19 protein-coding genes are annotated in these 20,150 nt (G+C 46.6%); 14 read left to right on the top strand and 5 right to left on the bottom strand.

Annotated elements, in window-relative coordinates:
* Positions 1-329: 329 nt before the first annotated feature.
* The 13 genes from petA to AC5YB3_RS08665 all read left to right on the top strand — a co-directional run bounded on the left by petA (position 330) and on the right by AC5YB3_RS08665 (position 14,911).
* Positions 330-920 carry a ubiquinol-cytochrome c reductase iron-sulfur subunit gene (petA, locus tag AC5YB3_RS08725; protein WP_006080059.1) on the top strand — a complete coding sequence of 197 codons (591 nt, stop codon included), beginning with the start codon at positions 330-332 and terminating at the stop codon, positions 918-920.
* On the top strand, positions 920-2,134 hold the full coding sequence (locus AC5YB3_RS08720) for a cytochrome b (protein WP_011845727.1): 1,215 nt from the start codon (positions 920-922) through the stop codon (positions 2,132-2,134). Before petA ends, AC5YB3_RS08720 begins: the two co-directional genes overlap by 1 nt.
* A complete protein-coding gene (locus AC5YB3_RS08715; RefSeq protein WP_012588618.1) occupies positions 2,134-2,829 on the top strand; it encodes a cytochrome c1 in 696 nt (231 codons plus the stop codon). Before AC5YB3_RS08720 ends, AC5YB3_RS08715 begins: the two co-directional genes overlap by 1 nt.
* 96 nt (positions 2,830-2,925) lie before the next feature.
* On the top strand, positions 2,926-3,555 hold the full coding sequence (sspA, locus tag AC5YB3_RS08710; protein WP_006080065.1) for a stringent starvation protein SspA: 630 nt from the start codon (positions 2,926-2,928) through the stop codon (positions 3,553-3,555).
* A complete protein-coding gene (locus AC5YB3_RS08705) occupies positions 3,555-3,992 on the top strand; it encodes a ClpXP protease specificity-enhancing factor (protein WP_006080066.1) in 438 nt (145 codons plus the stop codon). Before sspA ends, AC5YB3_RS08705 begins: the two co-directional genes overlap by 1 nt.
* Before the next feature lie 192 nt (positions 3,993-4,184).
* A complete protein-coding gene (locus AC5YB3_RS08700) occupies positions 4,185-4,769 on the top strand; it encodes an anthranilate synthase component II (protein WP_494526957.1) in 585 nt (194 codons plus the stop codon).
* A 189-nt stretch (positions 4,770-4,958) separates the two neighbouring features.
* On the top strand, positions 4,959-7,439 hold the full coding sequence (locus AC5YB3_RS08695; RefSeq protein WP_494526956.1) for a S9 family peptidase: 2,481 nt from the start codon (positions 4,959-4,961) through the stop codon (positions 7,437-7,439).
* 204 nt (positions 7,440-7,643) lie between these two features.
* Complete coding sequence (locus tag AC5YB3_RS08690; protein ID WP_259516280.1) at positions 7,644-8,789, top strand: HDOD domain-containing protein; 1,146 nt, start codon at positions 7,644-7,646, stop codon at positions 8,787-8,789.
* A 55-nt stretch (positions 8,790-8,844) separates the two neighbouring features.
* Complete coding sequence (locus AC5YB3_RS08685; protein WP_259516282.1) at positions 8,845-9,756, top strand: alpha/beta hydrolase; 912 nt, start codon at positions 8,845-8,847, stop codon at positions 9,754-9,756.
* A gap of 307 nt (positions 9,757-10,063) precedes the next feature.
* On the top strand, positions 10,064-11,281 hold the full coding sequence (locus AC5YB3_RS08680) for an aspartate aminotransferase family protein (protein ID WP_006080073.1): 1,218 nt from the start codon (positions 10,064-10,066) through the stop codon (positions 11,279-11,281).
* Positions 11,282-11,408: 127 nt separating this feature from the next.
* Positions 11,409-12,428, top strand: coding sequence for an arginine N-succinyltransferase (gene astA / locus AC5YB3_RS08675; RefSeq protein WP_012197665.1), 1,020 nt, complete (start codon positions 11,409-11,411; stop codon positions 12,426-12,428).
* Between the two features lie 9 nt (positions 12,429-12,437).
* Positions 12,438-13,898, top strand: coding sequence for a succinylglutamate-semialdehyde dehydrogenase (astD, locus tag AC5YB3_RS08670; protein ID WP_006080076.1), 1,461 nt, complete (start codon positions 12,438-12,440; stop codon positions 13,896-13,898).
* A 209-nt stretch (positions 13,899-14,107) separates the two neighbouring features.
* Positions 14,108-14,911, top strand: a complete 804-nt coding sequence (locus AC5YB3_RS08665) for a DUF1338 domain-containing protein (protein WP_432405711.1) — start codon at positions 14,108-14,110, stop codon at positions 14,909-14,911.
* A 141-nt stretch (positions 14,912-15,052) separates the two neighbouring features.
* Here the strand turns inward: AC5YB3_RS08665 and AC5YB3_RS08660 are convergent, their stop codons facing one another.
* The 4 genes from AC5YB3_RS08660 to crp form a co-directional block, all read right to left on the bottom strand.
* Positions 15,053-16,381: an ATP-binding protein gene (locus AC5YB3_RS08660; protein ID WP_259511089.1), complete on the bottom strand. Its 1,329-nt coding sequence runs from the start codon at positions 16,379-16,381 to the stop codon at positions 15,053-15,055.
* Positions 16,378-17,052: a response regulator transcription factor gene (locus AC5YB3_RS08655; RefSeq protein WP_006080080.1), complete on the bottom strand. Its 675-nt coding sequence runs from the start codon at positions 17,050-17,052 to the stop codon at positions 16,378-16,380. Before AC5YB3_RS08655 ends, AC5YB3_RS08660 begins: the two co-directional genes overlap by 4 nt.
* Positions 17,033-17,380, bottom strand: a complete 348-nt coding sequence (locus AC5YB3_RS08650) for a PepSY domain-containing protein (protein ID WP_106651672.1) — start codon at positions 17,378-17,380, stop codon at positions 17,033-17,035. The genes AC5YB3_RS08655 and AC5YB3_RS08650 overlap by 20 nt, the downstream gene beginning before the upstream one ends.
* Positions 17,381-17,462: 82 nt before the next feature.
* Entirely contained in the window at positions 17,463-18,098 is a 636-nt protein-coding gene (crp, locus tag AC5YB3_RS08645) for a cAMP-activated global transcriptional regulator CRP (protein WP_006080082.1), read from the bottom strand.
* Between the two features lie 430 nt (positions 18,099-18,528).
* Here crp and AC5YB3_RS08640 point away from each other — a divergent pair, with 430 nt between their 5' ends.
* Positions 18,529-19,308, top strand: coding sequence for a tetratricopeptide repeat protein (locus tag AC5YB3_RS08640; protein WP_011845736.1), 780 nt, complete (start codon positions 18,529-18,531; stop codon positions 19,306-19,308).
* 122 nt (positions 19,309-19,430) lie between these two features.
* On the opposite strand, the gene thpR is transcribed toward AC5YB3_RS08640, so the two are convergent.
* On the bottom strand, positions 19,431-19,976 hold the full coding sequence (gene thpR / locus AC5YB3_RS08635; protein WP_494526955.1) for an RNA 2',3'-cyclic phosphodiesterase: 546 nt from the start codon (positions 19,974-19,976) through the stop codon (positions 19,431-19,433).
* Between the last annotated feature and the right edge of the window lie 174 nt (positions 19,977-20,150).

Raw genomic sequence — 20,150 nt, 5'->3', positions numbered from 1 at the left:
TATTTTTTTATCTAATGATTGCTAACTTAGGTAAAGAAAACGGCGGTCGTATTCATATTAGCGATGCATGCTTTATGCCGATGTCACAGACAAGATGCTCAAAATATGATCCAAATGGATTAAAACGGGTTAATAGTTGGGTCTTTTTTAGACTTTTTTTAAAAAACACGCAATCTCCCTAACTTACTTGCGTGTTTTCACTATGATCTGCTTCTAATTTTTAGCTATAATGAGCCCCGCTTCAAACTTCGATTTTTGACCCTAGTGATGACTAAGGGCTGAAAGTCTTTGAAATATAAAAATTCCAACACCCTCTGGGAGATAAGTGGATGAGCAATGCGCCAGTCGATACCGGACGTCGCAGATTCCTGACAGCCGCAACCGCCGTAGTAGGTGGTGCTGGTGCCGTCGCTGTAGCGGTTCCTTTCATCAAGTCATGGAATCCGAGTGCCAAAGCGAAAGCTGCAGGTGCACCGGTCGAAGTAAATATCAGTAAAGTAGAGCCAGGTCAGCTGATCCGTGTTGAGTGGCGTGGAAAACCTGTATGGGTTGTCCGTCGCACAGATGCTGTGATCAATGAACTGCCAACACATGATGATAAGTTAAGAGATCCTGCTTCTGCCGAAATGCAGCAGCCTGATTATGCAACAAATCCTTTGCGCTCAATTAAGCCAGAGTATTTTATTGCTGTCGGTATTTGTACCCACCTCGGATGTTCACCTACTTATTTGCCAGATTCATTTGGTGAGCAAGTTGAAGGTGTCACTTCTGGTTTCTTCTGTCCATGTCATGGCTCTAAGTTCGATATGGCTGGTCGCGTGTTCCAAGGCGTACCTGCTCCATTGAACCTAGTTATCCCTCCACATCAATACGTTGATGATGGCACCGTGATTATCGGTGTAGATAAAGGAGTGGCGTAATGGTTAAGAATTTAATTAATTGGATTGATGCTCGTATCCCAATGACGGCGACTTATAACCGTCACGTGGGCCAGTATGCTACGCCAACTAACTTTAACTTTTGGTACTTTTTCGGTTCACTAGCGATGTTAGTATTGGTTAACCAATTACTGACGGGTATCTGGTTGACGATGAACTATGTACCAACAGCAGAAGGCGCATTCGCTTCTGTTGAGTACATCATGCGTGACGTTGAATACGGTTGGTTGCTGCGTTATATGCATTCTACCGGTGCTTCAGCGTTCTTCGTAGTGATCTATCTGCACATGTTCCGTGGTTTGATTTACGGTTCATATCAGAAGCCTAGAGAGCTACTGTGGTTGTTCGGTATGTTGATTTTCCTCGTGTTGATGGCTGAAGCCTTTATGGGCTACTTGCTACCATGGGGCCAAATGTCATACTGGGGCGCGCAGGTAATTATCTCTCTGTTCGGTGCTATCCCTGTTATTGGTGACGATTTAACCCTGTGGATCCGTGGTGACTTCGTGATCTCTGGCGCGACACTGAACCGATTCTTCGCGCTGCACGTGATTGCACTGCCGTTAGTATTAGTGGTCCTCGTGTTCTTACACTTAATTGCGCTACACGAAGTGGGTTCAAACAACCCTGACGGTATCGAAATTAAGAAGAACAAAGACGAGAATGGCTGGCCAGTTGATGGTATTCCATTCCACCCATACTACACAGTAAAAGACATCATGGGCGTCGCTGGCTTCCTGATCGTATTCTGCTGGGTCATGTTCTTCGTACCAGAGGGCGGTGGTTACTTCTTAGAAGGCCCGAACTTCGAAGCGGCTAACCCGATGAAGACGCCTGTGCACATTGCACCTGTGTGGTACTTTACACCTTTCTACGCCATCCTTCGTGCGATTCCAGACAAGTTGACTGGTGTTGTTATGATGGGTCTGTCGATTGCAGTACTGTTCGTATTGCCTTGGTTAGATCGTTGTAAAGTGAAGTCAATTCGCTACCGTAGCACGCTACACAAGCTGAACATTGCTCAGTTTGCGATTTCTTTCATCGTCTTAGGTTATTTAGGCGCTGTGCCTGCCACACCTGAGCTGACGATCGCTGCGCGTATCTTCACTGTGACGTATTTTGGCTACTTCTTGTTGCTGTTCATTTACAGTAAGAATGAGAAAACTAAGCCTGTTCCAGCGAGGTTGACACACTGATGAAAAAATTACTGATTGCATTAGTTACACTGTTGCCGACGCTGGCTATTGCTGCGACTGGGCACGTACATTTAGAAAAAGCCAATGTTGATCTGCATGATAAAGCTTCCTTAGAACGTGGTGTGGACCTGTTCCAACATTACTGTTCTGGTTGTCATAGCACTCAGTATCAACGTTATGAACGTGTCGCCACCGATATCGGTATCTCTGCGGATGATATGCGTAACAAGTATATGTTCACCGATGCAAAAATTGGTGAACTGATGCAAAACGCGATTCCACATAAAGATTCGGCTAAGTGGTTTGGTGCTACACCACCAGACTTAACTTTGGTTGCCCGCGTTCGTGGCGAAGATTGGGTTTATTCATATCTGAAAGGCTTCTATAAAGATCCTAGTCGCCCCTTTGGTGTGAATAACACAGTATTCCCATCTGTTGGTATGCCACATGTACTCGAAGAGTTACAAGGCACACCAGTCAAGCAAGAAGATGGCACTGTTGTGGTTACTGGCGGTAAATTAAATGCGGAAGAATACGATCAAGCGGTTCGTGATATCACGGGTTTCTTAGTCTATTCGGCTGAACCTGTCCAACTAGAGCGTAAAGCTATGGGTTGGTGGGTACTCGGATTCCTGTTTATATTCTTTATTGTGGCCTACCTCTTGAAGAAAGAGTATTGGAAAGATGTACACTAGGCACCAATAACGGGTAAAATGTAATATCCGCATAGTGTAAACGGGGGGCTTAGCCCCTCGTTTACTTTTGTTTTATTTCGATTCTGGAGGGTATCAATGGCTGTTGCTGCCAACAAACGCTCTATCATGACACTGTTTTCAGGTGCTGATGATCTGTATAGCCATCAAGTACGTATCGTGTTAGCTGAGAAAGGGGTTACTGTTGATGTTTTACAGGTCGACCCTAACGAAATGCCTGAGGATTTGCTCGAAGTAAATCCATATAACTCAGTGCCAACTTTGGTAGATCGTGAACTCGTTTTATACGAATCACGCATTATCATGGAATATTTGGATGAGCGTTTTCCTCATCCGCCTTTGATGCCAGTTTATCCAGTATCTCGCGGCCAAAGCCGTTTGATGATGCACCGCATAGATACAGACTGGTATTCGCTAGTTGACCGTATCCGTAAGGGTGATCGTGTTGAAGCTGCTCGTAAAGAGCTGACTGAAAGCCTGATCGCTATTGCGCCTATCTTCGGTGAAGTGCCTTACTTCATGAGCGAAGAATTTGGTCTAGCGGATTGCTACCTTGGCCCATTGTTGTGGCGCTTACCTGTATTAGGTATTGAGCTAGATAGCCGTGTAGCGAAAGATATCAAAGCGTACATGACACGTATTTTTGAGCGTGAATCGTTTAAAGCTTCTCTAACTGAAGCTGAACGCGAAATGCGCATGGGTATGTAATGAAACCTTTGACTCCAAATCGTCCTTATTTACTAAGGGCTTACTATGATTGGTTGATGGACAACCAATTGACTCCTCACGTTGTGGTGGATGCCTTTGTTGAAGGCACTCAAGTACCGCAGCAATACGTGAAGGATGGCCAGATAGTGTTGAATATCGCTGCTGGCGCAGTGGGCAATTTGCAAATTAGCAATGAGTTTGTGGAGTTCAATGCGCGTTTCGGTGGTGTTCCCCAGCAGGTGATGTTGCCAATGGCGTCGATTGTCGCTATTTATGCCCGTGAAAACGGTGCTGGCACTGTCTTCGATATTGAAGATGCTTACCTGGTGGACGATGAAGTCGATTCATCTTTATCGGTTGTTGAAACAAACGATAAAGCGCCTGAACCGACTGATGAACCACCTAAGCGTCGCAGCCATTTAACCGTCGTAAAATAACGACCGCTAAAGAGCTGTGGTGAAATGCCCAAGTTGTTTTAAAACTAAGCCAGTCCTATGACTGGCTTTTTTGTCGCTGTATTTTATCGCCGTAATTGGCTAAACCTTGAGGATAAGGTGTGGTAGCATTTGCGCCTGCATTCATCCGTCGGATATGCGTTACCTTTACCCATTTAGGCCAATGGATCTTGTATGTTGCTAATGATCGATAATTACGACTCTTTTACCTTTAACTTAGTGCAGTATTTTCAGCAGCTAGGGCAAGAGATAGTGGTCAAACGTAATGACGAAATTAGCATCGCCGAAATCGAGGCGCTTGCGCCTACTCATCTGGTGATTTCGCCCGGCCCTTGCACTCCCAATGAGGCGGGGATTTCCCTTGCGGCGATTGAGCATTTTGCCACGCGCATGCCGATCCTCGGTGTGTGTTTAGGGCATCAGGCGATGGCGCAGGTTTTTGGTGCCAATGTGGTGCGTGCCGAGCGGGTAATGCACGGCAAGGTCAGCGCCATTGCGCATACTGGCCAGCGGTTATTTGAGGGATTAAATCAGCCCTTAACCGTCACACGTTATCACTCGTTATTGGTGGATGCTGTGCCTGAAGGTTTTGTCCTCGATGCTTGGTTTGATGATCCGATCCATGGCCGAGAAATCATGGCCATGAGCCATCAAGACTTACCGCTGTATGGGGTGCAATTTCATCCCGAATCCATTCTTACTGAGCAAGGTCTAGAACTATTAGCCATTTTTTTAGCGCAATCGGCTGTGCCTGTATAATTTCCTCGCCCTAAAACTCCCCGCACTATTTAGTACTATCAATTTCTGTTACAAGATTTATCCTTTTTTTAAGCAAGTTTAGTAATTAACTATGCTATAACTTCGGCAAAACTACGCGAATAGGCAAAACCAGCAGATAAACTAGACTGGGTCATTTAGCCGTTGCGATAACAATAAAAGGAAGGACAAATGAGAAGCGTAATGCGATATTTGGGTTTAAGTGCGTTAGCGGTTGCCGTGTTGGCAGGTTGCGCAGCGACATCGACTGAAACAGCAGCTCCTGCATCATCCCCGCAAGCATTTCAAGTTTCCTTAGCCCAACCGCCACAGGTTTCACAGGCGCTTACGCTTAATCAAATTATGGCAAATCCCGATTGGATGGGCGTTTTCGCCAAAGAGGCTTACTGGAGCGACGATAGCCAAAGTGTGCTGTTTGCCCGCCAAGCGAGTGCTTCACCTCTGCGCAGTTATTATCAGCAAGGCATCAATGACAGTCGCGCCGTCGAGCTAGCGCTTGATAAATTACACGCGGCAGATCAGCAGTTTGGTGTGTTTGATCGCACTAAGTCACACAAGGCTTATCTGTATCAGGGCAACATTTTTGTTAAGCAATTAAGCATAGGTAAAATCAGCCAACTGACTCGCCAGCGCAGTGCCATCGATGGCGTGCGTTATCTCAATAATGGCGATATCGCCTATTGGCAGGGCGACAACGTTTTCCAAATTCATCAAGACTCAGGCTTAGTCGAGCAACTTGCTGAAATTAAAATGGCGAAAGCCCCAGAAGGTGTAAAAGAGCCAACGTCTTACATTGCCAAGCAACAGCACAGATTGATTAAGTATGTGGCGCTGCAGCAAGAGAATGCTAAAGCCAAAGCACAGTACAAAGATGAATTGCAAAAAAGCGACCCAACACTCGCCGCCAGCACTTGGTATTTAGGCGATAGCGAAGTCGTGTCAGAGCTCAGCCTGTCACCGGATGGCCGCTATATTTTACTTGCTCTGACCGACAAGAATTACACAGGTAGCAGTGAACACGACATCATGCCGAACTACTTAGGCAGCGATGGTTATATTGATCCTGTCCCCGTGCGTGCACGTGTGGCTGAAGATACGCCGCCAGGGCAACGCTTTGTAGTGCTTGATTTAAACCAGCATAAACAAGTCGATATCACTATCGAGGGCCTGACGGGTTTTGATGAAGATGTGCTCGCCAAAGTGAAAGCTGAGAATGCTAAAGCGAAAGGCGAAACTCACCAAAGCACTAAAGCGCCACGTAAAATTCAGCTGATGCAAGATTGGGGCTGGACCCAGAGTGCGATTCAGTGGCATGAATCGGAAGATAAATTAGCCCTGATGCTAGAAGCCACCGATAACAAAGATCGCTGGATCGCCAGTGTCGATTTAGCTAAAGGTAAATTCACCACAGAACATCGTTTACATGATGACGCTTGGGTGAATTACGACTATAACCAATTCGGTTGGTTGCCGGGGACGGATTCTCTGTACTATTTGTCGGAAGAATCAGGTTATTCGCAGCTCTATGTGAAAGGACTCGGTGAAAAGCCGCGCGCCTTAACCCAAGGTAAGTTTGTAGTGAGCGACATTACGCTGTCACCGGACGCGAATTATATCTACTACAAAGCTAACCAAACTCACCCTGGCATTTATAACGTTCACCGGGTGAACTTAGCCACAGGCAAAAATGAGCAATTAACGCAGTGGGATGGCAACTTAGATTACAACCTAAGTCCTGATGGCACTCAGCTACTACTCAATGCTTCACGCCGCACTCAGCCCAATGAGCTTTATGTTCAACCTATTGGTGGTGAGTTAAAGCAGCTGACGTCTTACACCAGCGATGCCTTTAAAAACTATCCATGGCAAGCACCAGAAGTGGTCGCTGTACCTTCAAGCTATGGTGCCGGCAAGGTGTACGCCCGTGTTTATTTGCCACAAGGCTATGATAAATCCCGCGCCGAGAAATACCCTGCGGTAATTTTCAACCACGGCGCTGGTTATCTGCAAAATGCTGACTATGGCTTTAGCGGTTACTTTCGCGAGTTTATGTTCCACAACCTGCTGACTCAACAAGGTTATGTGGTGATGGACATGGATTACCGTGGTTCTAAAGGTTATGGCCGAGATTGGCGCACCGCGATTTATCGCAATATGGGTCATCCAGAAGTGGAAGACTTAAAGGATGGCGTTAGCTGGATGGGAACCAATACGAATGTCGATACTCAACGTGTCGGGACTTATGGTGGTTCCTACGGCGGATTCTTAACCTTTATGTCATTGTTCACTGCACCAGACCTGTTTCAAGCAGGAGCCGCACTGCGTCCTGTGGCGGATTGGGCACATTATAATGCGCCTTATACCTCCAACATCTTAAATACGCCTGATGTCGATCCTATCGCCTATGAGCGCAGCTCTCCGATTGAGCATGCCCAAGGATTAACCAAACCACTGCTTATTATGAGTGGCGTTATGGACGACAACGTTTTCTTCCAAGACAGCGTGCGTATGGTGCAGCATTTGATCGAACTGGAAAAACCGACCTTTGAAACGGCGATTTATCCTGTCGAGCCCCATGGTTTCCGTCAGCCTTCTAGCTGGTTAGACGAATACCGCCGTATCTATAAGTTATTCGAACAAGAACTCAAATAACTCAGCTCGACTTCCTGTAAAGGCCTCTATGTGAGGCCTTTTTATTGGCCAACTGAGTAGGAAATATCCGATATAACACTATGTTTGTGTTCTGCGACTTTGCGTTATTGCTAAGATTAAGTGTATGTGCTGAAATTGTAATGATTTTGAGAGTTTGATTGTTTTGACGTCACTCGGGCATTAGCGATATAGGAAAGATTTATAGTGGCGATTTCGGTTGCGGGCGGTGTAAGACCCGGCAAAATTATAGAGATAGAGCACAGACTCTATCAGCAATTGATCCTCGGAAAGCATAAAGCGAGCCCGACTCTTTTGGATGACCTCGACCTTGAATTAGAGGCCGATGCGAATAAGTTAGATGTTGAGCGCGAAGCGATTTTAGCGCGTTTGATGAAACAAATTAAAGCGAAAGAAGTGTTCGAAGCCGTGTCGAGCCAGCTGCATGAAACGGTCAATAACGCCATCGAGCATCAACTCGCGTCCCCCGAACTGGTTCTGGCTAAGTCAGAGATCAATGAATCGCAAATTCTGTTGCTGGAATTACTGCTGGCAAAAAATCTTGATGCGACGCGATTAAGACCGCTGATCAGCAACTTAAGTTGGCTATGCCGCGACTTAACCAATATGGTCAATAGTCCCTCTTTTCGTGCCCGCCGGCCTCAGAGCTCAGATGTGCGAGTCACTGATATCAAATTGGTGATGAATTACATCGGCATCGAAAACCTGCGAACGATTATCCCTTACTTTTGCCTGCGTAATTGGCTACCGAGCGCCAATGCTAAGTTGTTGTGGACTACCCGTAAATTGTGGCGCTACAGCATAGTCAGTGGTATCGCGGCCAATGCGTTGGCTCAGCTTCATAATACTGACTCAGCCTTAGTTTATAGTTGTGCCTTGCTCAATCAATTAGGTACTTCGGTTGTACTGAGTTTGAGTGCCCGCTTATTCGATCAAACCTGGGGCGCGTGGATAAGGGAAGCTAGCAGCAGCCGTGACAAGGAAGTGTATGATGCGGTGATTGCCACTGAGTTTCCGGCCAAGGCTGTGTTTGAACAAGTGTTAAGCCATGGTCATAAACTTAACTGGCAGCTATTAGAGTTACTTAAGTTTGAAGCGAGCCCTTTGACTGGGTTATTGAAGGAGTTAGACCTGACCTTAAGCTATCGAGAATTGTCACCGCAGGCGGCATTAGTCGCGCGGGCAAACTGTTATGCTAAGGTGGTGTTACTCGAAGAGATGCGTCAAATCGATCCCCAAGAAAAGCGTTTAATGTTCGATTATTACGAGTTAACTGAGCAAGAAGTGCTGCGCTTAAAAGCACAGAATTATAGGAAGTTAGATCTGCTGTAGTCCACGACCTGCGACTTGAGCGTCGGGATGGCGGCGTTTAAGTAGAGGAAGGGATATGCCAAGCTGGCAAGCATCTGTACTGAATACTATTTTATCTTATGTTGCTAGGCCATCCATCAGTCGCGGCAAGGCCAAAGTTCCCCTAGCGCAAGTGCGTAAAAAGTTGCTTGATCTCGATAAACGTTGGCTTCCTTGGCCGGATAAGTTAGTCAGTGCCACCATCCCTTTGCAACACTCTAGCTTGCTGCACTATGTGCTTCTCAATGAGCAAACTCGCCTTGGCAATCTGTTTTATATCCGAGGCGGAGGTTTTTGCTTTAAAACGCCCCATGCCCACGCAAGATTAATCGCGGATATTAGCCAGCGTTGTAAATTGGATGCCTATATTCCTGATTATCGTCTCGCACCTGAGCATCCTTTTCCTGCGCCATTTGATGATGTGCTTGAAGCCTATAAGCGATTAATCGCGCTTAAGGGCGCAGAGAATGTGATTCTTATGGGCGACTCTGCTGGCGGCAATTTAGCCCTGAGTTTGTTGCTGGAATTAAAGCGTTTAGCCCTGCCATTACCGACGGCCTGTATCTTGTTATCGCCCGCGTTGGATTTAGCACTAACCGGGGATACTGAGCTGATACTCGCGGCTGACGATCCCTTCTTCACCATCGAAGCTTTGCTGCGTTTACGTGGCGCTTATCTTGCGGGGGCCGACCCCATGTCTGCAAAAGTTTCACCCTTGCAGGGGGACTTGGCAGATCTGCCGCCCATCTTAGTGATTGCGGGTACGCGGGAGCTGTTATTGCAGGATTCTGAGCGCTTAGTCGCTCAAGTCAAAGCCAGCGGTGGCGAGATAACGGGCTGTTTTTACCCTAACATGCCCCATGTGTTTCCCTTGTTCAATTTATTGCCCGAAGCCCTTGAAGTGAGGTCGAAAATTAGCCATTTTGTGCTTTCACACTTGATTCGTTAAAATGGTGTAGTTATTCACATTCAGTGAATAGCTAGCAAAATGAGGGGTAAATAACTTTTTTTCTGACTAATTATGCTGAAAGCCACGGGCATAACCGCTTGTATAGTTCTTAAACTGCAATCTTTATGCACTTTGGGTGGAAGTGCGAGGATTGATGTTTGTGAAAAACTGGTATTTTGATCACATTTTCGCTAATAATGGTTATTAATAGACACAAGCAATCCCAGTATCACTAACTCTAGATAAAGATACCTATGGGACTCTGACGGCCCCGATGCCGTTAAACAAACACAAAGGACGAAGAAGAATGAGCGTTGATATGAAGTTAGACCGTGCCCAGTTTGACGCAGTTATGGTGCCTAATTATGCGCCTGCTGCTGTGATCCCTGTTCGTGGCGAAGGAAGCCGAGTTTGGGACCAAGAGGGTAACGAGTTTATCGATTTTGCTGGCGGTATTGCGGTAAATTGCTTAGGTCACTGTCATCCTGCCCTTGTGAATGCCCTTAAAACCCAAGGCGAAAAATTATGGCATCTGTCAAACGTAATGACGAACGAGCCTGCCTTAGAATTAGCGACTAAATTAGTCAACAGCACGTTTGCCGACAAAGTGTATTTTGCCAACTCTGGTGCCGAAGCCAACGAAGCCGCATTGAAACTTGCCCGTCGTTACGCCTTAGAAAAACACGGCGTTGAAAAAGACGAAATCATAGCATTTGATAAAGCCTTCCACGGCCGTACCTTCTTCACCGTGAGCGTCGGTGGACAAGCTGCCTATTCCGATGGTTTTGGTCCTAAGCCGCAGAGCATTACTCACCTGCCATTTAACGATGTTGCTGCATTAGAAGCTGCAGTAACGGACAGAACCTGTGCCATCATGCTTGAGCCGCTGCAGGGCGAGGGCGGTATTATCGATGCCGATCCTGCATTCCTAAAAGCTGTGCGTGAACTGGCTAACAAGCACAATGCGCTAGTGATTTTTGATGAAGTGCAAACAGGTGTGGGTCGTACTGGCGAACTGTACGCTTACATGGGTACTGAAATCGTGCCAGACATTTTAACCACAGCTAAAGCACTCGGCGGTGGTTTCCCTATCGCAGCTATGCTGACAACGGCTGAGATTGCTGAACATCTAAAAGTGGGCACTCACGGTTCTACCTATGGCGGTAACCCATTAGCCTGCGCTATCGGTAATGCTGTGTTAGACGTAGTGAACACCCCTGAAGTGTTAGACGGCGTTAAACATCGCGAGCAGTTATTGCGCGATGGTTTGAATAAAATCAATGAAAAATATCATGTATTTTCAGAAGTACGCGGTAAAGGTTTGCTGTTAGGGGCAGTTCTTAATGAACAATACCAAGGCCGTTCACGCGACTTCTTGGTGGCCTCTGTCGCTGAAGGCTTAATGAGCCTGATGGCGGGTGCTAACGTGGTACGTTTTGCTCCTTCTCTGGTGATCCCTGAGGCAGATATTGCTGAAGGTCTAGCTCGTTTTGAACGTGCTGTGGCGAGCATTGCTGCCGCCTAAATGACCAAAGGAGTGCTGAATTTATTCGCACTCCTTTTTTGTCAGGGAATACTTACGTGCATCATTACCTGTCTTTTTGAAGAGAGGCGCCTTGATGCACGGCAAGCCAAAGTGAGGAGACACTAAGATGTTAATCATACGTCCTATTCAGGCTGGCGATTTTGAAGCCTTATATCAAATTGCCGAAGAGTCTGGTCATGGTTTTACGTCATTACCCGTGAATGCCGATTTGCTCAGACATAAAATTGCGCGAGCAGAAGCCTCATTCGTCAAAACCGTCGATGCGCCCTTCGATGAAGGTTATCTGATGGTGCTGGAAGATACCGACACCCGTGAAGTGGTGGGGACGTGCGCTATCGAAGCGGCCGTGGGAATGGAAGATGCTTTCTACCATTATCGACTCGGTACTGAAGTCTATCATTCCGAACAAATTGACGTGCGTAACGAGGTCGAAACCCTCACCCTTTGCCATGATTACACTGGCGCCGCCGAAATGTGCACCTTGTTTTTGCGTGAAGCGTATCGCAAGGGCAACAATGGCCGCATGTTATCCCGCAGTCGCTTTCTGTTTTTAGCGCAACATGCAAAGCGTTTTGGCGAAACTGTAATTGCCGAAATGCGCGGTGTGAGCGATGCCGATGGTCATTCACCTTTCTATGGCTGGCTGCAAAAACACTTTTTAGGCATTGATTTTATTCAGGCTGATTATCTTTCTGGTTTGGGCAAAAAGGCATTTATGGCCGAAATGATGCCACGAAATCCGGTATACGTTTGTCTATTGCCGGAAGAAGCGCAGAAAGTGATTGGCGAAGTGCATACCAATACTCGTCCCGCATTAAGTCTGCTGCAGGCCGAAGGTTTTAGATGCCGCGGTTACGTGGATATTTTTGATGGTGGTCCAACGGTTGAGTGTCGTTTATCGGACATTCGCGGCGTGCGTGAAAGCCGTTTATTAACCGTTGATATTGGTGACATGGTCGAAGCCGACACTCAATTTATTATCTCAAATACTCAATTAGCCAATTATCGAGCGACGTCTGCCGCACTGGCCGTGGACGACAAATCCGAACACATCATTATCAGCCCAGAGCTGGCAGCGGGTTTGTTACTCGCAAAAGGCGATCAAATCCGTATTTTGGCAATGTAGGAATAACCAATGACACATTATATTCAAGGTCAGTGGCATGCTGGCAAAGGTCATGACGTGGCCTCAATTAACCCAGCCAATGCTCAAACTATTTGGACAGGTAAAACTGCTACAGCAGAACAAGTTAACGCCGCCGTTGATGCCGCGCGCGCCGCGCAGTTTGATTGGTTTATGTTAGGTTTCGATGCACGCTTAGCCATAGTCGAAGCGTATCGCAGCCAACTTGAAGCCAACAAAGCGGAATTGGCTGAAACGATTGCCCAAGAAACGGGTAAACCTCAGTGGGAAACGGCGACCGAAGTCGGCGCTATGATAGGCAAAATTGCGCTATCAGCCGCGGCTTACAATAAACGTACGGGCACTGAAGCCAACGATACGCCAGCGGGACGCGCGGTTATCCGCCATAAGCCCCACGGTGTTGTGGCGGTGTTCGGTCCTTACAACTTCCCCGGTCATTTGCCGAACGGTCACATAGTGCCTGCGCTGCTGGCGGGGAATACGGTCATTTTTAAACCTTCTGAATTGACGCCTAAAGTTGCTGAGCTGATGGTTAGCCTATGGGATAAAGCGGGTCTGCCTGCTGGCGTGCTCAACTTAGTCCAAGGTGAAGTGGATACGGGTAAAGCACTGGCTTCTCACCCGCAGCTCGATGGTCTGTTCTTTACTGGCAGCTCACGCACAGGTCATTTTTTACATCAACAATATGCCGGTCATCCGGGCAAGATTTTAGCACTTGAGATGGGTGGCAATAACCCACTGATCATTAAAGGTGTGCAGGATATCAAAGCTGCCGTGCACGATATTTTGCAGTCGGCTTATATCTCATCTGGCCAACGTTGTACTTGTGCGCGCCGTCTATATGTAGAGCAAGGCGAGCAGGGCGATGCCTTGATTGCCATGTTAGCCGCTGCGGTCAAACAGATTAAAGTTGGCCCTTGGAACGCGCAGCCACAACCTTTTATGGGCTCAATGATTTCTGAAACTGCCGCCAAAGGTATGGTTGCGGCGCAGACGAATCTGCAGAACTTAGGCGGCGTATCGTTAGTCGAGTTAACCCATTTAGAAGCGGGTACAGGTTTGGTCTCTCCAGGCCTTATCGATGTGACGGCTATCGATGTCTTACCGGATGAAGAATACTTCGGCCCTCTGCTACAGCTAGTGCGTTATAGCGATTTCGATCAAGCGATTAAACTGGCTAACCAAACGCGTTATGGTTTATCTGCGGGTTTACTGGCCGATAGCCGTGAAGATTATGACTATTTCCTCGCGCGTATTCGTGCTGGGATTGTTAACTGGAACAAACAAATCACTGGCGCATCGGGCGCGGCACCTTTTGGTGGCGTAGGTGCATCGGGTAATCACAGAGCGAGCGCTTTCTATGCCGCCGATTACTGTGCTTATCCCGTCGCTTCGGTCGAGGCTGATGCGGTGAGCTTACCTGCGACATTAAGCCCAGGTTTGAGCTTGTAAGCGGGTAGAGATTTAACTTTTATCTGGTAAAGAGTACGTGGTAAAGAGGAGGAAGGACGAATGTTCTTCCTTTTTAATAACAAGCAGTAACGTAACTTGAGCTTCTACTGTGGGTATGTGTGACGCTGCAACAGTGGCATTTAGGTCGTTACATTTAGTGTTCGCGGCAAAATAACAGCAATAACCGCAGCACAATAAAAGGAGTTTTTATGCATACCGACATCAACGCGTTATTTGCCGCCCTGTGGCAAGACTATATTCAAATGACCCCTTCGGCGGCAAAAGTGCATGCGCTGCTGGGCCATGGTAAGCCGATCATCAACGATCATATTGCCCTGCGTACTTTCAATATCGCTAAGGTGAATTTGGACGTGCTTGCTAAGCATTTTACTTCGTTAGGTTATGTCGCTTGCGGTGATTATAAGTTCGAGCAGAAAAAACTGATCGCTAAGCATTTTGAACATCCAGACTCGACTCAGCCTAAAGTGTTTATCTCTGAGCTATTAGTTGAAGAATTTAGCCCAGCTCTGCAAGACACCATTCAAGGCTTAATCGCTCAAGTGGATGTTGCTGCGACAACGGCGGACAACTTTATTTACTCAGGTCGCCATTGGTCTTTAGATTCTAAAACCTATCAGGATTTATTAACTGAGAGCGAATATGCGGCTTGGGTCGCGGCTTTTGGTTATCGCGCGAACCATTTCACTGTGTCTATCAATCACCTCGATGGTTTTGAAACCTTAGAGTCAGTGAATGATGCACTGAAGCATGCGGGCTTTGTGCTTAATGGTTCAGGCGGTGAGATCAAAGGTTCGCCAGAAGTCTTGTTAGAGCAATCGTCGACTATGGCCGATAAGATTGGCGTTGAATTCACCGATGCGACAGTGGAAATCCCAAGTTGTTTCTATGAGTTTGCGCTGCGTTATCCTATGGCCAATGGTGAGCTGTATACCGGTTTTGTGGCAGCGTCTGCCGACAAGATTTTTGAAAGTACGAACGTGAATAAGGCTTAACGTGAATAAAGCCTAACGTCATCAGACATTAAGCATAAAAAACGCCATCAATTCGATGGCGTTTTTTTATGCGTATTTTAAAGAGGAAATATTAAAGAGTGCATTTGAACAGGGCATTTACAATTAGCTGCTTCAGCGAGACTAACTGAAGGTCAGTTCGATTCTCAGTCCACCTAAGCGAGTGCTGTGGCTAAACTTAAGCTCAATCTCATATTGCTCGGCAATTTCCTTCACTATAGACAAGCCTAAGCCGTGCCCCATGACAGACTCATCTAATCGCGTGCCTCTTTGGGTGAGCTTATCGAGTTCATCATCGGCAACCCCAGGACCATCATCATCGATACAAAGGCAGAGACGCTCCTGTTGGCGTGATAGCTGAATGCTGACTCGGCTCTGGGCCCATTTAAAGGCGTTGTCCAGCAGATTGCCTAAAAGCTCCATGCCATCTTCCCTGTGGATCGGCAGCCTGAGAATATTAGGGTCGAGTTCGAAAGCACATTCGATGGTTTTATTGCGGTGAACCTTGTTTAAGGTGTTGGCTAGGCTGTGTAAATCCCTTGGGATCACTAACTGCGCCGCGGGAAGCATATCGCCTGTAATCCTTGCCGCCGCCAGTTTGCGCTCGACCATCTTGTGGATAGAATCCAGTTGTTGCTGCAAGGCAATGGCGGTTTCGGGATCTTTAAGGCCAAGGGCTTCGACCTGTTGCTGCATCACAGCCAGCGGGGTTTTAAGCCCATGGCTTAAGTTGCCTAAGTTATTGCGGCTACGCTCAATTTGCTTGGCGGTGTACTCGAGTAACTCGTTGTAAGTCTTAGCGAGTGGCTGCACTTCGGGGGGGATGTTATTCAGCTCAAGCGCGTTAATTTCGCCTTCTCTTAGCCGCGAAAGCGCGTGCTGAATATGCTTAACTGGCTTAAAGGATTGGCGTAGGATCAGGAAGATCCCTGCGATCATCGCCACCAACATCGCCAGATTGATCCCCAGCTTAGTGCCATAGACTTCGCTAAACACGCGTCTGCCGATACTCAAATCTTGGGCGACAGTTAAGGTGGCGCTGACATTGGCGCTACTGGAATTTAGCCCCAGTGATAACAGTTGCATATCGTTATTTTTGGGGCCTTTAGCTTGCCAGACACGGGTTTGATTTGGCGCGAGTGGCTCGATATCTAACTGCATATCCCACAGGGAGCGGGAGCGAATGACTTCATTGGGCAGGTTAAGCTGGAAATAGCGGCCTGAATAGGCGGGCTTGTAGAAACTGGAAAGCTGGCTTTGATCTATGCTGATGTCCCCATCGTGGATATGGGTTGCCAACATAATATGTTCGAGATCTTCTTCTAAGCGATTGATAATAGAGTCATGGAAGGCCTGACGCAGCATGGACTCAAACAAGATGAGCCCAATGACTGTGCCTATTACCAGTAAGCCCGTTAACCATAAACTGAGCTTAGTGCGGATTGAGATCATTCAATAATGCCGTGGAAGATATAACCTTGGCCGCGGCGGGTTTCGATAGCGGTTTTGCCTAATTTCTTGCGTAAGTGGGTTACATATACCTCGACCACATTACTTTCTTTTTCATCGTCAAACTGATACAGCTTATCGGTAAGTTGTGTCTTAGATAACAGCTTCTTAGGCGACATCAGGAAGATTTTTAACAGTCTGAATTCCATCGCCGTTAGCTCAAACAATTGGTCTGCCACTTTCACCGTTTGCTCGGCTTCGTCTAAGATCACGCCGCCATAGCTCAATTGCTTGCTAGAGGTGTTTAAACGGCCATGGGCACGGTGGATAAGGGCTTGAATACGCGCCAATAATTCCTGTGCGTGGAAAGGTTTGCCTAAGTAATCGTCGGCGCCGGCATTAAAGCCTTCGACTTTTTCATGCCATTGGCTGCGTGCGGTCAGCATGATGACAGGAGTGCTGATCCCTTGATTACGCCAGCCTTCGAGCAGTTCGAGGCCGTTGCCATCGGGCAAGCCGATATCTAAGATCACGCAATCATATTGGGTTTCTTTGATCAGATAATCGGCTTCAAGCGCTTTGTCTGTAATATCGGTCACATAGCCAGCGAGTTTGAGTTGTTTCTCCAGCTCGGTGACTAGCATTGGGTTATCTTCAACGAGTAACAGTTTCATGTTTTCGACATTCGCTCGGTAATGCTATTGAGTGATCGGCTTGACCATTGGTTGCATCAATACTGAGATTGACGATTTGGCCACGCTGAACTTTGATTTGCAAATCATAGCGCCATTTATGATCTTCTTGATAGAGATGAGCATCAATTAGTTCACCTTGGCAAAACTGATTAACTATGGAGAGTGTACCGTTTAAGGATAGTATTTGCCCAGAGTTGACGAGTGCCTTGGCTTGATAGTGTTCTAATTCAATAGGTTCGGCATTCAATTTCATTGGATGCGCCAGCGTGAACAGGCTGAAAAAACAGATTAAAAACAGCCGTTTCATTTGAGCTCTCCAATAAAAAATGGCCTAGAATTTATTCTAGGCCACTTTAATAAGGCAGGCTTAAATCAAGCTGAAGACTAACTTAACGGGTACCGTATACCACGATTGTCTTACCATGAGCTTGGATTAAATTCTGTTCTTCTAACATCTTCAAGATACGACCCACAGTTTCCCGTGAACAGCCAACGATTTGGCCGATCTCTTGACGAGTTATCTTAATCTGCATGCCATCAGGATGCGTCATAGCATCAGGCTGTTTCGCCAGATGTAACAGCGTTTGGGCAATGCGGCCTGCCACGTCTAAGAATGCGAGGTTACCCACTTTCTGGCTGGTGCTTTGCAGGCGATAGGCCATTTGTGCAGACAGCTTCATCAGAATTTCAGGGTTAACTTGAATTAACTGTCTGAATTTTTTGTATGAAATCTCAGCGATTTCACAAGCTTGCTTAGCACGAACCCATGCAGTACGTTCGGCTTGTTCTTCAAACAAACCTAGTTCACCGATAAAGTCACCTTGATTCAGATAAGAAAGGATCATCTCCTTACCTTCTTCATCTTTAATCAATACCGCTACAGAACCTTTTACTATGTAATAAAGAGTATCTGAATCTTCACCAGCATGAATAAGAGTGCTCTTTGCAGGGTACTTATGAATGTGACAGTGTGATAAAAACCATTCCAAAGTTGGATCAGGTTTTGGCTTACCAATCAGAGCCATGTTGGTGTTCCTCGATTGATTAAAACGAAAGTAAGAGTATTCTAAATAAGCATTTTACGTCAATTAAACTAACAAAAACTTGATGGAAGTCTTACTTTAGAATAAGTGAATAAATGCAATTAACCATCTAAAATTAGAGCTTATTTTGCTACTTTAGTGATTTAAGTCAACTAAATCGACGTGAAACTCGCTGGATTCACTTAACTCTGTCGAGTTAATCACATCTTACCAGTCTAATTAAGCCGTTTTATTATAGATTATGGATAAAACAGGCCCCTAAATGACAGTATAAGATGTTTCACTTTTTAAATTCGGCGTTTATTTGCTTCAACTTCCCCCATTATCCTGAGGTTTGTGTGTATTTAGGCTCGACTTATGGGGTTAATTCTGGCTAACTTTGTGGGCAGTCGCTTTTAAGAGAGGTAAGCAAGTGAAATACAGATTATGGGTTTTAGGTGCAGGTTTAAGCTTAACCATTGGGTTGAGCTCTGCGGCGCACGCATTTTCTATCCCGCAGCCTGCTGCCGAGCTCGCAGCCAGTAAGTTTGTGCACATACAGGTGACGGCAGAGCAAGGCGACGCCGATGCCCAATTTTTGCTGGGATTAATGTATCTTTCTGGCCGTTTTGTGGCGCAAGAAGTGCCCTCTGGTTTGCACTGGATTTCACTTGCCGCCGAGCAGCAACATGAAAAAGCCCAGCAAACCTTAGCCGACCTGTCTTTTGAAGGCCAATTGATCAAGCGTGACTTATCCGTGGCCGAGCATTGGTATCGAGCCTTGAGTGAGCAGGGTAGTCGTTGGGCACAATTCCGTTTGGGCTTTATTTATGCCTCTGGCGGCGATGGTGTGCAACGTAATTGTGGTAAAGCGGTCGAGCAATTTTCCCAAGTGGGTGATGATGTTGCCTTAGGTAATGTGGCGTGGATTTTAGCGACTTGCCCAGAAGCTGAGTATCGCGATGGCAATAAAGCGGTCGAGTTATCCTTAAAGTTACTCAAAGTGAATGAAAACGATCCGACCAATTTAGATAATCTGGCGGCGGCTTATGCCGAAGTCGGCGATTTTGGTGCGGCAATTTCGACGCAGCAAAAAGCGATAGAAGCGTTAAAGATGAGTGCCGAAATGACCAAGACAGATGAGTTTATGCAGCGCTTACAAACCTACGAACAAAAGCGTGCGTATCGCGAAACCTTACGCTTACTCGAATAAGGCATTGGTTATTGGAGCCCTTAAAGTAAGCCCTATTGGTTTATTCGCGCTTTAGTTGATGCATATAATGATAAATTGGAAAGCCTGAGTTAATACTCGGGCTTTTTTGTTTTTAACTCACGCTAACCGAGCGTCCAAGAATGTAGGATGTGATATTCCACACCCGTGCTTGTGCTGTTCGAATGATATAAATGCAAATGTTCGGGCGTTAACGTTAGCGTATTCATGTCCTTGAGTTGCAATAACGCCGACTCATCTAGCATCCATTGTTTTGCCTTCCTGAATAAACTGATGTGCGGGCAAAAGTGGTGTTCACTGCTATGTAATTGCAGGCAGCCTGCGATTGCTTGCGTCTGCTTAGCTAATTGCGCTAACGGCGGCTCAACGTCATCGCCTTTCAAGCAACAGACTTGGGCATTGGGCCATAAGTAGAGCTGGTTAAGCTGAACGCTGAATCTAGGCTTAGCTAAGCGGTCAATTGCATCAAGGAGGGCGATGCGTTGCTCGTCGTCCACTTGCCCTAAAAAGCAGAGCGTTAAATGCATATTACGGACGCTAACCGCTTTCGCCTCAGGATTAAGGTGGCAAATCAGTCGCTGTTGTAAATCACTCAGCCTTGTCATTTGTGCTGCGGTAGGCGCGAAGCCGAGAAATAGCCTTTGTTGCATCTGATTATCGTCCTTTGTGGCGTTCAACACGGATTATCTCTGGGAACACTTTGACGTTTAGCGTCTTTGAGCGTTAATCTAGTTGTTGAATTTATCGGCTAATTTGCGACTCAAGCAGACGTTTAATTTACTGTGAGCCTATACTCAATATACGTCGATAATACCTTAAATGGA

This window comes from Shewanella sp. 1311 (assembly GCF_059338235.1).
This window is presented reverse-complemented; position numbering and strand designations above follow the sequence as displayed.

Bases quoted from the DNA above. Each gene is read 5' to 3' on its own strand.
- petA (WP_006080059.1), top strand. From the start codon at position 330: ATGAGCAATGCGCCAGTCGATACCGGACGTCGCAGATTCCTGACAGCC.
- AC5YB3_RS08720 (WP_011845727.1), top strand. From the start codon at position 920: ATGGTTAAGAATTTAATTAATTGGATTGATGCTCGTATCCCAATGACG.
- AC5YB3_RS08715 (WP_012588618.1), top strand. From the start codon at position 2,134: ATGAAAAAATTACTGATTGCATTAGTTACACTGTTGCCGACGCTGGCT.
- sspA (WP_006080065.1), top strand. From the start codon at position 2,926: ATGGCTGTTGCTGCCAACAAACGCTCTATCATGACACTGTTTTCAGGT.
- AC5YB3_RS08705 (WP_006080066.1), top strand. From the start codon at position 3,555: ATGAAACCTTTGACTCCAAATCGTCCTTATTTACTAAGGGCTTACTAT.
- AC5YB3_RS08700 (WP_494526957.1), top strand. From the start codon at position 4,185: ATGTTGCTAATGATCGATAATTACGACTCTTTTACCTTTAACTTAGTG.
- AC5YB3_RS08695 (WP_494526956.1), top strand. From the start codon at position 4,959: ATGAGAAGCGTAATGCGATATTTGGGTTTAAGTGCGTTAGCGGTTGCC.
- AC5YB3_RS08685 (WP_259516282.1), top strand. From the start codon at position 8,845: ATGCCAAGCTGGCAAGCATCTGTACTGAATACTATTTTATCTTATGTT.
- AC5YB3_RS08680 (WP_006080073.1), top strand. From the start codon at position 10,064: ATGAGCGTTGATATGAAGTTAGACCGTGCCCAGTTTGACGCAGTTATG.
- astA (WP_012197665.1), top strand. From the start codon at position 11,409: ATGTTAATCATACGTCCTATTCAGGCTGGCGATTTTGAAGCCTTATAT.
- astD (WP_006080076.1), top strand. From the start codon at position 12,438: ATGACACATTATATTCAAGGTCAGTGGCATGCTGGCAAAGGTCATGAC.
- AC5YB3_RS08665 (WP_432405711.1), top strand. From the start codon at position 14,108: ATGCATACCGACATCAACGCGTTATTTGCCGCCCTGTGGCAAGACTAT.
- AC5YB3_RS08660 (WP_259511089.1), bottom strand. From the start codon at position 16,381: ATGATCTCAATCCGCACTAAGCTCAGTTTATGGTTAACGGGCTTACTG.
- AC5YB3_RS08655 (WP_006080080.1), bottom strand. From the start codon at position 17,052: ATGAAACTGTTACTCGTTGAAGATAACCCAATGCTAGTCACCGAGCTG.
- AC5YB3_RS08650 (WP_106651672.1), bottom strand. From the start codon at position 17,380: ATGAAACGGCTGTTTTTAATCTGTTTTTTCAGCCTGTTCACGCTGGCG.
- crp (WP_006080082.1), bottom strand. From the start codon at position 18,098: ATGGCTCTGATTGGTAAGCCAAAACCTGATCCAACTTTGGAATGGTTT.
- thpR (WP_494526955.1), bottom strand. From the start codon at position 19,976: ATGCAACAAAGGCTATTTCTCGGCTTCGCGCCTACCGCAGCACAAATG.